At 64.0% G+C, this 13,537-nt stretch carries 10 protein-coding genes; all 10 read right to left on the bottom strand.

Annotated features, from left to right (window positions below; all coding sequences use genetic code 11):
• Positions 1-106: 106 nt before the first annotated feature.
• The 10 genes from NKJ00_RS00560 to NKJ00_RS00515 all read right to left on the bottom strand — a co-directional run bounded on the left by NKJ00_RS00560 (position 107) and on the right by NKJ00_RS00515 (position 13,365).
• Entirely contained in the window at positions 107-1,099 is a 993-nt protein-coding gene (locus NKJ00_RS00560; RefSeq protein ID WP_023809084.1) for an ABC transporter permease, read from the bottom strand.
• A gap of 4 nt (positions 1,100-1,103) precedes the next feature.
• On the bottom strand, positions 1,104-2,069 hold the full coding sequence (locus NKJ00_RS00555) for an ABC transporter permease (protein WP_352628343.1): 966 nt from the start codon (positions 2,067-2,069) through the stop codon (positions 1,104-1,106).
• The gene (locus NKJ00_RS00550) at positions 2,062-3,708 is read right to left on the bottom strand and encodes a dipeptide ABC transporter ATP-binding protein (RefSeq protein ID WP_352628341.1); all 1,647 of its coding nucleotides are present in this window, start codon (positions 3,706-3,708) and stop codon (positions 2,062-2,064) included. The genes NKJ00_RS00555 and NKJ00_RS00550 overlap by 8 nt, the downstream gene beginning before the upstream one ends.
• A 29-nt stretch (positions 3,709-3,737) precedes the next feature.
• Entirely contained in the window at positions 3,738-5,495 is a 1,758-nt protein-coding gene (locus NKJ00_RS00545; RefSeq protein ID WP_352628339.1) for an ABC transporter substrate-binding protein, read from the bottom strand.
• A gap of 123 nt (positions 5,496-5,618) precedes the next feature.
• Positions 5,619-6,836 carry a GNAT family N-acetyltransferase gene (locus NKJ00_RS00540; protein WP_128302608.1) on the bottom strand — a complete coding sequence of 406 codons (1,218 nt, stop codon included), beginning with the start codon at positions 6,834-6,836 and terminating at the stop codon, positions 5,619-5,621.
• Positions 6,833-8,095 (bottom strand): acyl-CoA dehydrogenase family protein, encoded by a 1,263-nt coding sequence (locus NKJ00_RS00535; RefSeq protein ID WP_352628337.1) that lies wholly within the window; start codon positions 8,093-8,095, stop codon positions 6,833-6,835. Before NKJ00_RS00535 ends, NKJ00_RS00540 begins: the two co-directional genes overlap by 4 nt.
• 50 nt (positions 8,096-8,145) lie before the next feature.
• Positions 8,146-9,291, bottom strand: coding sequence for an LLM class flavin-dependent oxidoreductase (locus NKJ00_RS00530; RefSeq protein ID WP_352609991.1), 1,146 nt, complete (start codon positions 9,289-9,291; stop codon positions 8,146-8,148).
• Positions 9,288-10,712 carry an LLM class flavin-dependent oxidoreductase gene (locus tag NKJ00_RS00525; protein ID WP_023809091.1) on the bottom strand — a complete coding sequence of 475 codons (1,425 nt, stop codon included), beginning with the start codon at positions 10,710-10,712 and terminating at the stop codon, positions 9,288-9,290. The genes NKJ00_RS00530 and NKJ00_RS00525 overlap by 4 nt, the downstream gene beginning before the upstream one ends.
• Positions 10,713-10,720: 8 nt before the next feature.
• The gene (locus NKJ00_RS00520; RefSeq protein WP_352609989.1) at positions 10,721-11,959 is read right to left on the bottom strand and encodes an acyl-CoA dehydrogenase family protein; all 1,239 of its coding nucleotides are present in this window, start codon (positions 11,957-11,959) and stop codon (positions 10,721-10,723) included.
• Positions 11,956-13,365, bottom strand: coding sequence for an LLM class flavin-dependent oxidoreductase (locus tag NKJ00_RS00515; RefSeq protein ID WP_352609986.1), 1,410 nt, complete (start codon positions 13,363-13,365; stop codon positions 11,956-11,958). Before NKJ00_RS00515 ends, NKJ00_RS00520 begins: the two co-directional genes overlap by 4 nt.
• Positions 13,366-13,537 lie beyond the last annotated feature (172 nt).

Raw genomic sequence — 13,537 nt, 5'->3', positions numbered from 1 at the left:
CAAAGGGGATTATGATAAGGGAACATGCTTCATCGATGTCAGCCAGAGCGAATATTTTTCCCAATATCCGTGCTGAAATGAGAGCGAATTGCCTGATGGCGGGCGGTCACGACAGGCTCGCCGGGTCGCGCCATCTGGTTGTGATGTCGACGGCGAAGGTGCAGAACACGAACGATGCCGCGGCGAAGATCGTCGTCCCGATGACGACCGGAAAATCGCCTTCAAGCGCCGAGTTGATCGCCAGCCGGCCGACGCCGTCCAATCCGAAGATCGTCTCCGTGACGATCGCCCCACCCATGATGACGGCAAGCTCCAGGCCACCCAGCGTGATCACCGGATTGAGCGCGGCCTTCAACGCATGATCGTAATAGACCCGCCATTCCGGAACACCCTTGGCGCGCGCCGTCCTTATGTAGTCCTCGCCCAGAACCTCAAGCATGCTTGCGCGGATCAGCTGCTGGAAAATGCCGATCTCGGCAAGTGCCAGCGTCAGCCACGGCAGGGCCAGATGCCGGGCCCATTCGAACGGATCTTTCGTCAGCGGCACATAACCGCTGCTTGGAAACCAGAAGACCCCATGGTTGGAGAGCTGGAAGAACAGGAAATAGGAGATCAGGATGCCGGAGAGGAACGTCGGCACCGACAGGCTCGCATAGGCGAAGCCCGATATCAGCCTGTCCAGCCAGGAGCCCTGCCGGCGCGCGGCAATCACGCCAAGCAGGATCGACAGCGTCATCCAAATGACGACGGCGCCAAGGGCGAGCGAAAGCGTCACCGGCACCTTGGACAGGATGAGGTCTGTCACCGGTGTCTGCTTGCGGAAGGAGTAGCCCAGCGCCGGCGGCCAGTGAGCGATCCCCATCGGCGCGCCCTGGATGTCGGGGCCGCGGTAGAGATAGTACCACAACTGCAGATACCATGGCTCGTTGAGCCGCAGCGCGTGCGCTATGGCATCGATCGCCTGCTGGCTGGCGTTGCGCGGCGCCAGCATGGCGGCCGGATTGCGATAGGCTATGCGGGTGATGAAGAACGCGATCACCAGCACGATCAGCAGCGTCGAGAGCGCCCGGAAGATCAGCCCGCCTGTGTGCCGGATCATGGCGTCACCCGCTGCGGCGATGGGGGTCGAGGACGTTGCGCAGGCCAGCGCTCAGCGTGTTGAAGCCGGCCACGGTCAGAAACAGCGCGATGCCGGGTCCGAGCAGGAACCATGGCTGCAACTGGTAGAGGGATGAGCGCTGCGCCTCGGCGATCATATTGCCCCAGCTCGGCTGCGGCGCCTGCACGCCGACGCCGAGGAAGGAGAGCGTCGCTTCGGCGATGATGTTGGTCGGCAGTTGTACCGCCCAGTAGACCAGGATGACCGGCGCGATGTTGGGCAGGATCTCGCGCATGATGATCCTGGCCTTCGAGGCGCCGATCGTCTGCGCGGCTTCCACCAGCGGACTGCGGCGCAGGACAAACACCAGGCCACGCGTCAGCCGGGCAAAGTAGGTCCAGGAAAACAGGGTTATGATCAGCACCACCACCAGGGAGGGCGCAACAAACGGTTTGCCATCGACGCCCCGGTTCAGCGACAGGAGGCTGAGCGCGGTGACGATGAACGGAAACGACAAAGCGACGTCCACCGCCTGCGAAATGACGCGGTCGACGCGACCGGCAAGAAATCCGCTGACGAGGCCAATGGCGGTGCCGATGATCATGGCAAGCGTGGTCGCCGGGATGGCGATGGCCAGCGATACGCGCGCGCCGTAGAGCGTTCTGACCAGCACGTCGCGGCCGTTGCCGTCGGCGCCAAGTGGAAATTCGAACGTGGGGCCACTCGGCAGTCCCATCTCGGTCAACGCCGTATCGCGGAACTGCTCCGTCACCCCGTGCCCCAGCAGCCATGCGACCACTGGCGCCAGCAGCGCACCGGCGGTGACGAAGCCTATGATCAGCGCGCCGATGCGAAAGGACCGTTCGCGCAGCAGCGCTCGCAGAAGCAGCGACCTGTAGGAATTCACCACCTCGCCATGCCCCAGCAGGACGTGGTCCTGGACGGACGCCAGGGCACGGATCTCAGGCATGCGCGGCGATCCGCTCGGGAACCGGGTTGCGCCGCAGGACCTTGCCGGGGATCGCGTCTGTCAGCCTGACCGTGTAGGGATGCCGGGGAGCGCCGAAGACACGGCCTGTCTCGCCGGCTTCCACGATGACGCCCTTCTCCAGCACGATAACGCGGTCGCACAGTTCCGACACGACGCCGAGATCATGCGAGATGAAGAGCAGCGACAGGCCTCGCTGCCGGCGAATGGTCTGCAGCAGCCTGATGATCTTCGCCTGCGTCGTGATGTCGAGTGCCGATACCGGCTCGTCGGCGACGATCAGCGAGGGTTCGAGCGCGATGGCGCGCGCAATGGCGACACGCTGCCGCTGGCCACCTGAAAGCTGGGCCGGGAAACGATCCAGCACGTCGTCGGGAAGTTCCACGTCGCGCACCAGATCCTGCACGCGCCGGCGTATCGCCGCGGCGTCCAGTCTGGTGCCGATGATGAAGGGTTCCGCCAGAATGGACCGGATGCGCCGCCGCGGGTTGAGGCTTGCATAGGGGTCTTGAAAGATAACCTGTATGTCCGACCGCAATTGCCGGTCGATGGCGATGCCGCCGACACCCGGACGCGAATAGATACGCTCCCGCAGGGAGATGCTGCCCTCGTCCGGCCGGTCGAGCCCGGCGATCAGCCGGCCGATTGTCGACTTGCCGGAACCGGATTCGCCGACGAGGCCGATGATCTCGTTTTCGCGGACGGTGAACGAGATATCCGTGAGCACCGGCCTGATCAGACCGCCTGCGGCGGAGCGGCCTGCGAACGAACGCGCGATTGCCGAGACGGAGAGCAAATCGGGCATCGACGGCAGCGCCGGGAGTAGCGATGATCGCGCCGCGCGTGCAACAAGGCCGCCAAGCCGCGCCGCACCGAGCAACTCCCTGGTGTAAGCCTGGCGCGGTGCCCCGTAAATCAGCTCGGCCGGCGCCTGCTCCACGACGTGCCCCGCGCGCATCACCAGGACATCGTCGGCAATGTCCGAAACGACGGCCAGATCGTGGCTGACGAAGATCATCGCCGTGCCGTGGTCCTGCTGGATTCGTTTCAGCAGATCAAGGATCGACGCCTGCACGGTCACGTCGAGCGCCGTCGTCGGTTCGTCGGCGATGATCAGACCGGGATTGAGCGCGATCGCCGCTGCGATCATCACGCGCTGGCGCATGCCGCCCGAGAACTGCCTGGGATAGTCGTTCACGCGGGCCGAAGGGTCGGGGATGCCGACATCGGCCAGAAGATCGAGAACGCGCTGACGCAGCTCCCCACGTCCCACCCTGCGGTGCGCGGTGATCGCTTCGGCGATCTGCTGGCCGATCGTCTTCAACGGATGAAGATTGCTGAGCGGGTCCTGGAAGACGAAGCCGATGTCGGCACCTCTCCGCCGGCGCAGGTCGCCGGCGGAGAGGCCCAGTATCTCATCGCCCTTGTGCAGCACGCTGCCGCGAACACTCGCCGCCGGTGGCAGAAGGCCGGTGGCGCCGAGCAGCGACACGCTCTTGCCCGAGCCCGATTCACCGACGATGGCAAGCGTCCTGCCCGACTCGACGGAAAACGAGACGCCATGCACCACGTCCACGCCGCCGAACGCGACGCGCAGATCGGCGACAGAGAAGATGGGCACGCGCGCCTCCTTTTGCCGGTCCGGCCTTGCTACTGCTTGAGAGCGAGGTTGGTGATGTCGGCATTGACCGCCAGCGACGACCACACCCAGTTGGCGAGGCGATCGGAAGTGACCACGACCTTGCGCTTCTCGAACAACGGAATCCACGGCAGGTCGGCGGAGACGAGCTTGTCGGCCTTGGTCCAGATCGGCCCCGGATCGTCGGACGGATAGGCCTGCGCCGCTAGCTTGTTGAGTTCCGGATTGCTGTAGCAAATGGCGTGGACGTTGCCGGTGCCGCAAGGTGCCGCGTCCGAATTCAACCAGCCGCCAAGCAGCATGCGCGTGCTCGGTCCCTGCCAATCCGGGGAGAATGTTCCGCCCAGGGAAAGATCCCAACGGCTCTTCGGATCCTGGATGAAGGCGTACCACTGTGTGGGCGGGATCGGGATCAGGTTGAGCGTGATACCCGCTGCTTCCAGATCCTCCTTCGCGGTCACCGCAATCGCTTCGAACTGTGCGTTGCCGCGATAGATGGCGTCGAAGGCGATGCCGTTCGGATAGCCTGCCTCGGCAAGCAATTGCTTGGCCTTGGCCGGATCGCCCCTGTAGCTCTCGGTCGGGTACGGATCGAACTTCTCGAAACCAAGGATGGTCGAGGTGATGATCTGGGTGAGCGGCACGGCGCCGATCGAACCGGCCTGGGTCTGCGCCAGATGCTCGCGGTTCACCGCATAGGTCAGCGCCTGCCGGACCTTCAGCTTGCGCAGCGCCTCGGCCCCGTCGCTCTTGACCTCCGGCCGCTGGTTGAAGGTGATGAAGTTCGCCGATCCACTGTTCGTCACATGGATGTCGGGGCTCTTCTGCGACAGGAAGCGCTGGATCGTCGGAATGGGCGGGATGTCGAGATACAGCGACAGATCGGCCTCACCGGCGATGATCTTCTGGACGACGCTGTCCTCGCTGTTGGCGGTGAAATCGATGTCGATCTCATCGGCATAGGCCTTGCGCGCCTGGTCGGACTCCGGCTTGAAATTCTTTGCCTTCTTCAGGACCAGCTTCTGACCCTGCTCGTAGGTGTCGACATAGTAAGGGCCGCTGGACGGCAGGTTCTTGCGCGACTCCAGCGAGTCCGGGAAATATTTGGACGCGATCTCGGGCGCCACCGGCGACACGAAATTCATCGAAAGGATGTTGAGGAAGTCGTAGTTCTTGGTGTCCGACTTGATGACCAGCGTGTGCTCGTCGGGAGCCGAGACGCCGGCAATCTCGTGCGTGTCGGTGAAAGCCTTGGTCGCCGCGAGATCGCCTGTCGGCACTTTCGCGAATTCCTTGCAATAGTCGACGAAGCCGGAGATCACGAGGTTGAAATAGTTGATGGCGGCGACCTGCTTGTTGGGATCGCAGAAGCGCTTGACGCCATAGACGAAATCGCTGGCGACGATCTTGCGCTCGAGGCTGCCGGAGAAGAACACGTCGTCCTTCAAATGGAAGGTGTAGACCTTGCCGTCGTCGCTGATGTCCCAGGACTTGGCGAGATCCGGCACGAGCGTGGTGTCCTCCTTGAGGCCGGCTGGCGAGCCGGGATAGGTCACCAACTGGCGCGTTGTTGCGCGCAGGATTTCCCAGGAATCGATGCTGTAGCCGGTGAGCGGATCGAACGCATCGAGATCGGACTGGATCGAAGCAATCCGCAGGACCCCGCCATGTTTCAGATCTTCCGCTTGCGCGGATGAACCAAGAACAGAAATCGACAGAATGCCACCTGCAATTCCCAATAATAACTTACGCGCAACATGTGTTGTCATTACTTCTCTCCGATTATAAATAATTCTTCAAAATACCATTGCATTTAGCAAGCATAATTTTGAGATAAAATTACCTATTTTTCAAACACACTTTCAAAATACATTTTATATTAGCTCCGCCTGTCAAAACATTGTTCCGGAATGAGGCAAGGCCGGCGCCGTGAACAGCGTGTCGAGCGTTTCGACCGCAGCCCGGTCGAAGTCGCCGAGGCGCCCCGTCTGCGCGAGCTGCCACCACTTCACGCCGCCGAGATAGGCCGCCGAAACCGCGGCCACGTCCGTCACCACGGCGGCGGACAGATTGGTGCGCTCGGCTCCTTCTGGCGAGAGACGCAGCCTGGTCGCGTTCTCGGGCAGGATGGCATCGGAGACTTCCAGCACGACGCTGCCCTGCCCGGCATAGGACCGGGCTGTAAGAGCCTTTTCAGCGTCCAGGAGCCGCAGCCATGTTTCGTCGCGCGCCGCCGAAACGCGAACGCTTCGAAAATCCTCGAACAGCCACGGCAGCAGATCGTCCGCGGGACGGCTCCAGAAGACGATGCGATGCGGCAGGTCGACCGCCAGCAGATGTGCGACCAGCGCGACATAGGCGGCCGGACTGTAGGCCACGATATCATCGACCACGATGGTGCGTTCCGAGCTGGTGAACCAGCTGTCGAGGCCGACAGGGTGATAGCGCACGAACCCGGTTTCCGAACCCTTGTCGCCGTGAACGGCGACGTAGTTAGGCGTGCCGCTGTGCGTCTGGCGCAACGCCTGAAAATCCCACCAATAGGCCGAGCGTGTGATGACGCCCGCGCGCGAAACAGGCTGACCCGCGTAGATGCGCGCCTGTATCGCCCAGGCATCGTCGCTGTCGATCAGCCGAATCTTGTCGGAGTACGTCAGCCCTGCCCGCAGGCGCGCGCGCTGGGTGTCGACTTCCAGGCTGACAGAAGTATTGGCGATCGCATAGCCAAAGTTGCCGTAGATGCGCGCGTCGGAGGCCCGCAAGGTGGCCGCCGCCTCGCCCTGTTCGCGCGCGGCGCGCAGCTGCGCCTTGAACAGCGCCGTGGCGGCGCCACGCCGCGTATGGGTGGGCAGCACGCCGACATGGGTGACCGCGGCCTGCGGCAACCAGGCGCCGCCGGGAACCGCGATCCGTCCCGAATAGGAGTCGGTTGTGCCAACGAGCGTCTCGCCGTCGAAGGCGCCCCAGGTGCGATCCGGCTCGAACAGTCTGTCGATCAGCGCGTCGTCGATCGGGCCGAGCGGCGGCAGGCCGACCATGGCCGTGCGGAAGGTGCGTGCGGCCTGCGCGAGTTCGGCCTTCCCGGTCAGCAGGCGCACATCCGATATCATGATGCCTTCCGCGTGGGCACGGCTTCAGGCTTGTGCGCTTCCGGCTGCGGCGGCTGCGCATAGGTTCGCGGTCTCGGCAGCGTTTCGGCCAGCAGATATGTGCCGACCTCGCGCGCCCGGTAGGAGACCGGATCGTGGACGGTATGGGTGCGCGCGTTGCGCCAATAGATGTCGAGGCCATATTTGTTGGCCGTCGAGCGCGCGCCCGTCGCTTCGAAGATGCGCGCCGTCACGTCGAGCACGACGTCGTTGGCGACGATCTTGCCCTGGTCGATGATCGTTGCGAGTTCGCCCCATTGCTGCGCCGTCACCGACGCTCCGGCATGCAGTGCCGCCTCGTAAAGCGCCGCGGCCTTGTCAGCGATTGCTATGCCCGCCGCAATGCCGGCGGATAGCCGGCCGAACAGCACCAGATGGTAGGGATCGTCGATCGCCCGTTCCAGCCCGGACTCCGGCCAGGGCCGGCCGAAGCGGCGGACATGATCGGCGGCGGCGGCAAGAGCGCCCTCGGCGATGCCGAGATAGAAATTGATGAAGATGAGCTGGCTGAACAGGACGCGCAGGCCGTCGCGCAATTCGACATCGCCCTCATAATCGTCGAGGGCGCTGAGCAGCTCATCCTCGAAGACTTCGACACGGTCGAAAGTGACACTGCCGCTCGCCGTCAGTCTCTGGCCGAGATTGTCCCAGTCGCCGCCGAAGCTGATGCCCTGGCGCGTCGGCGGGATCTGGTAGTGAGCGCGTTTGCCGTTGTCCCAGAGGCTGACGGTGATGACCTGGGCCACCGAGGCGCCGGTTGCGAAGGTGCGCCTGCCGTTCAGGAATCGGCGGTCGCCGACATGCTCGATCTCGTTCCACTGGTCGCGCGGATTGCTGACGCCGCCCTGAAACCAGCCTTGCGCGCCGACGCCGCGCGCCGTCTTTTCCCACTGCTCGGCCGTGCCGAGAATGTAGGTCCAGACACCGTTGGAATAGTGATACGCGATCAACTGCCCGATCGAGCCGTCGGCGGCGGCGATGATGCGGCTGATCTTGAGCGCCTGGACGAGGTTTGCGCCGGCGCCGCCGAATTCGCGTGGCGCAGCCAGGCCGAGCAGGCCGCTGTCGCGCAGCAGCGCCAGTTCTTCCACCGGGTCCTTGTTCGCCCGGTCGCGTTCGAGCGCCGTTGCCGCGAGTTGCCGCGCCACGTCGCGGGCCTTCTCGGCCCAGGTCTCGAATTCGGCGTCGCTGAGGCCCGGATAGATCTGAATGTCCGACATTGTCTTTTCGTCATGCTCCATTGTCGCGGCCACCAAAGGCCGCACATGTTTCAGGCTGCGAGCAGCCCCTTCGATCTCAGGAGCGCCAGCGCGCCTTCGGCGAAATGATAGGCTTCCTCGACATGCGGCTGGCCCGACAGGATGAAGTGGTCGAAGCCGACGGCGTGGTACTCCTCGATGAGGGACGCGACCTGCTCGTGGCTGCCGACGATCGCCGTGCCGGCGCCGCCGCGAACCAAGCCGTAGCCGGCCCACAGATGCGGCGATATTTCGAGATCGCGCACGCTGCGCGCGGTGAGCGCCGCGGTGCCGCTGTCGCTATGCAACGCGTTCATCCGGCGCTGGCCGGCCGATTCCGTGCGCGCCAGGATTGCCTGCGCCTGCGCGATCCGCTCCGGCGTCAGTCTCTCCAGCAGCCTCTCGGCCTCCTCCCAGGCCTGCGCCTCGGTATCGCGACTGATGACATGCAGGCGTATGCCGAAGCTTAGTTTGCGGCCCTGCGCGGCGGCGAGTTCCCGCACATGGCCTATCCGGGCAGCCTCGGTTGCCGGGCTCTCGCCCCAGACCAGATAGGTGTCGACATGGCGCGCGGCGACCGCTTGCGCAGCACCACTTGCGCCACCGAAGAAGATATCGGGAAGCGGCCATTTGCCGAAATCGATCTGGGCGCCTTCGATGTCATAGTGCTTTCCCCTGAAATCGAAGCGCCGGCCCGAACCGGCTGGCAGGACCACGCCGCGCAGGATCTCGAGGAACTCTCCCGTGCGTTCATAGCGCTGGTCGTGGCCGAGATGATCGCCGAAGCGTTTCTGCTCCAGCGGATCGCCTCCGGTGACGACGTTGAGCAGCAGCCGCCCACCCGATATGCGCTGAAGGGTCGCCGCCTGGTGGGCGACCAGCGTCGGCGAGATCAGGCCGGGACGGAAGGCGACGAGGAACTTCAACCGCGTGGTGACCTGCGCCAGTGCTGCCGTGACTATCCAGGCATCCTCGCACCAGGTTCCGGTCGGCGTCAGCACAGCTTCGAAGCCCAACGTCTCCGCGGTCTTGGCGACCAGCGAGAGATAATCGAGGCTCGCTTCCCGAAACCGCGATCGTGACGGGCCGTTGCCGAGATGGGAATCATCGCCAGAGCCGACGATTTCCCGGCTGTCGCCGTTGGTCGGCAGATACCAGTGGAGATGGATGCCGCTCACTCGGCCGCCTCGACGATGGTACCCCAGTTCGAGCGGTCGCGTGCGGCTGTTCCCGGATGGTCGTCGCGCAGCAGCCGCTGGCCCGCTCCCTGGAAGCGCTCGCGGATCGTGGTGCCGGGCGCGCCACGTTCCCGGATGCGACCCCGCCGCCGCAGCTCCGGGACGACGAATTCGATGAAGTCCTCGAACGTGCCCGGACTGACGACATAGGCCAGGTTGAAGCCGTCGACGCCGGATTCATCGGCGATGCGTTCGAGCTCGTCGGCGATCCTCTGCGGTGAGCCGACCAGCTTGGGATGGATGCCGCCGAGCCCGATATACTCGGCGATCCCGGCCACGGTCCAGCGCCGGTCGGCATCGATCCGCGTCAGATTGGCAAGGGCTGAACGGCCGGCATTTGTCTCGATATATTCGAGCGGGTGGTCGAGTGGGTATTGCGACCAGTCGACGCCGGTCCATGCCGAAAACAGCGCCAGGGCCGCTTCGACACTGGTGTAGGATAGATAGTCCTTGTGCTTGGCCTCGGCCTCTTCGTCCGTGGCTCCGGTGATGACGGTGACCGCGGTGATAAACTTTATCGCATCCGGCGCCCGTCCGAGTTCGACGGCGCGGGCACGGATCGCCTCGACCGAGCGGCGGATGGAGGCCGTGCTGGTGCCGCCGAGGAACACCACCTCGCCGTTGCGAGCAGCGAATTCGCGCCCGCGCGGCGAGGTTCCCGCCTGGAACAGAAGCGGCGTGCGCTGCGGACTGGGCTGCGCGAGATGCGCGCCGGGCACGGAGAAATATTTGCCGTGATGGCCGATCGGATGGACTTTGGAAGGGTCGGTGTAGAGCCCCTTCTCGCGATCGTGCACGACCGCCCCGTCCTCCCAGGATCCCTCCCAGAGCTTGTAGGTGACATCCAGGAATTCCTGCGCCAGATCGTAACGCTCGTCATGGTCGATCTGGCGCTCCAGGCCGAGATTCTTCGCCGCCGATTCCAGAACCGAGGTGACGACGTTCCAGGCAATGCGGCCCTTGGTCAGATGATCCAGCGTGGTGAACTTGCGGGCCAGGAGATAGGGCTGCTCGTAAGTGGTCGACACGGTGATGCCGAAGCCGAGATGCCTGGTGGCGGCGGCCATTGCCGAGACCAGCAGCAGCGGGTCGTTGACCGGCGACTGGGCTGCGGTGCGCAGCGACGCATCCGGTGTCCCTCGGAAGACATCGAGGTGGCCAAGCGCGTCGGCGAGGAACAGCGCGTCGAAGCCGCCGTCGTCGAGCAGCTTGGCCAGCGAGGTCCAGTATTCGAGGCTGGTGTAGGTGTTGGCGCGGTCGCTCGGATGACGCCAGAGGCCCGCCGACACGTGACCGACCACGGTCATACCGAAGCCGTTGAGGATGAGAGGCTTGACCGCCTTATGGGTGGAACTTGCCATGCTTCGGCTCACGAATAGTAGGTTGGCGGCGGCACACGGCCGTTAAGCGCGAAGTCACCGACTTCCAGCACCTTGTAGTGCACGGGATCATGCAGGCTGTGGGTGCGGACGTTGCGCCAGTAGCGGTCGAAGCCGAACGAGCGCGCCGTGGAGCGGGCACCGGTCAGTTCGAATATGCGCGACGTCACCTCCAGGGCGACCTCGGTCGAATGCACCTTCGACTGGTAGGCGATTGCCGCGGCATGGCCACGTTCTTCCGCGGTGAGATCCCTGCCTCGCTCGAAGGCGCGCTGCACGGCCTCGCCGGCGGCGTCCGCGAGCGCCTGCGCGGACGCCAGCGAAATCGAAAGCCGGCCGAAGCGCTCGACAACCAGCGTGTCCTCGGAGGCTTTCTTTGCCGGCGAGGACAGCCATGGCCTGCCGCGTTGGGTGATGTAATCCCTGGCGTCTTCCAGGGCGGCAAGGGCGGTGCCGAGATAAAGTTCGCCGAAGGCTGCATGAACGATCGGCACATGCAGCGTGGCATGCGGCGGATGAACCGTATCATCAGGCCAATGCCCGACCAGATCGTCGGCGGATGCGGCGACATTCTCGAGCGCCGCACTGCCGCTCACCGTCAGCCTCTGGCCGATATTGTCCCAGTCATTGCCGAAGCTGAGGCCTGACGTCGGGTTGGCGACGATGAACTGGCCGATATGACGGCTGGCGTCGGTGCCGGCGATCCGCGTGCTCCCGGCAAAGCGCACCCAGACCTGCAGCGTGTCGGCCACCTGCGCACCACTGGTGAAAGGCTTGGCGCCGTTGAGCACGAAACCGCCGTCCACCTGCCTCGCCTCGACAAGCGGCTCATAGGCGGCCTGCGCGATGCCGGCATGAAACCAGCCCTTGGAGAGAAAGCCTTGAAGCCGTCTTTCGATCAGGGACTTGTTGTCGCCGTCCAATCCGATTGCCGTGCCGAAGAGATGGTAGATGACGATCTGGGCTATCGATGTATCGCCCCTGGCCAGGATGCGGACGATCCTGAGCACTTCGGCCGGCGTCGCGCCACCGCCGCCAAATCGCTTGGGAATATAGATCGTCAGCAGGCCGGCCAGACGCAAAAGGTCTATCTCGGCATGCGGGGCGGCCCCGGCCAGATCGCGCGCTGCAGCTGTTCGCTTGAGTTCGCGCACGACCTCCTCGGCCTTCTCGGCCCAGCCTTGGAAATCGCTGCGCTGTTCATGCTGAACGGTGGCGTGGATGGTCATGATGCCAAAGCCTCCGGCTGACGGCCCTGCGAGAAAGCGTGTTGCGCCGCCGGATGATCGGCGGGCACCCGGTTGTCACGCCCGAAGAGCCTGGACCGCAGCGAGGGACCGACATCCTCGCGAATTCGTCCGCGCTTCCGCAGCTCGGGAACGACGTGGGCGGAGAAATCGATGAAGCTGCCGGGGCTGACCACATGCGTCAAATTGATGCCGTCGGTATCGGTGGCTTCCAGCCATTGCTCGAGCTCGTCGGCAACGGTCTTGGGGCCGCCGACAAAGGACTTGCCGCGCCCGAAACCGCCCTCCGGGGAAAACGCCTGGCGCAAGGTCCACTGGCGGCCCGACGACGGGTCATCGAACATGCGCAGCAGGGAACGGTTGGAATCGGTTTCGGTGTAGCGGATAGGCTGGTCGAGATCGTGCCTGGAAAAATCGATGCCGGTCGTTGCCGAATAATGCACCAGCGCGCCTTCGACATCGTAGTGCGACCTGTAGTCAGCGAGCTTGGCGGCCGCGGCGGCGTCGGTTTCATCCGTGATCACCGAGACCGCGGATATGAACTTGATGCTGCCTGGAGCCCTGCCTTCATCGCGGGCAAGCCGCTTCACCTCAGCGACATTGCGGCGGATGCCATCGACATCGGCACCGGCGACAAAGACCACCTCCGCGTGACGAGCGGCAAAGCGCTGGCCGCGCGGCGAACCGCCCGCCTGGAACAGCACTGGCACCCTCTGCGGACTGGGCTCCGAGAGATGCGGACCCGGAACGTTGAAGTAGCGACCGGAATGACCGATCGGATGGACCTTTTCCGGATCGGTATAGAGACCGTCCGGGTTGGCGGCGCTGCCGCGATCACGCACCAGGGCACCGTCTTCCCAGGAACCTTGCCAGAGCTTGTAGGCGACATCCATGAACTCGTCGGCGATCTCGTAGCGCTCGTCATGCGCCACCTGCCTGTCGAGACCGAGATTGCGCGCCGCGCTGTCGAGCTGCGAGGTGACGACGTTCCAGGCGATCCGCCCCTTGGTGAGATGATCGAGCGTGGTGAATTTGCGCGCCAGCAGATATGGCTTTTCGTAGGTCGTCGAAACGGTGACGCCGAAACCCAGCCGGCTTGTAGCGCCGGCAAGCGCTGAGACCAGCAACAGCGGATCGTTGACGGGGGACTGCACGCCCTTTGCCAGCGAGGCGTCGTATCCACCGCCATAGACGTCGAGAAGGCCCAGCGCGTCGGCGATGAACAAGCAATCGAAGCCGCCCTCCTCCAGTGCTTTGGCAAGCTCGATCCAGTAGTCGAGCTCGGCATGTCGATAGGCCTGGTCGGCCGGATGGCGCCAAAGGCCGTAGGCGACATGGGAGACGGCATTCATGGTGAAGCCATTGAGAATAATAGGAGATTTTGCCATATGACAACCCAGACAAACGCGCTCAGCACGGGATCGATCTTTGTCTATGGATTTAGTGTAATTCAAAGCATCGCGCGTGGAGATTTTTCCTAAAGATCGCGGTGTTTGTGACAATCCATTACTGGATGGTGTCGAAGCGGCCAGTGTCGAGCCGCATCACCAAGGTTGTCGT

Origin of the sequence: Mesorhizobium sp. M0227, from assembly GCF_040321855.1 — a bacterium.
GTDB lineage: Bacteria > Pseudomonadota > Alphaproteobacteria > Rhizobiales > Rhizobiaceae > Mesorhizobium.
Note: the sequence above shows the minus strand (reverse complement) of the source record. Positions and strands in the feature narration are given on the sequence as shown.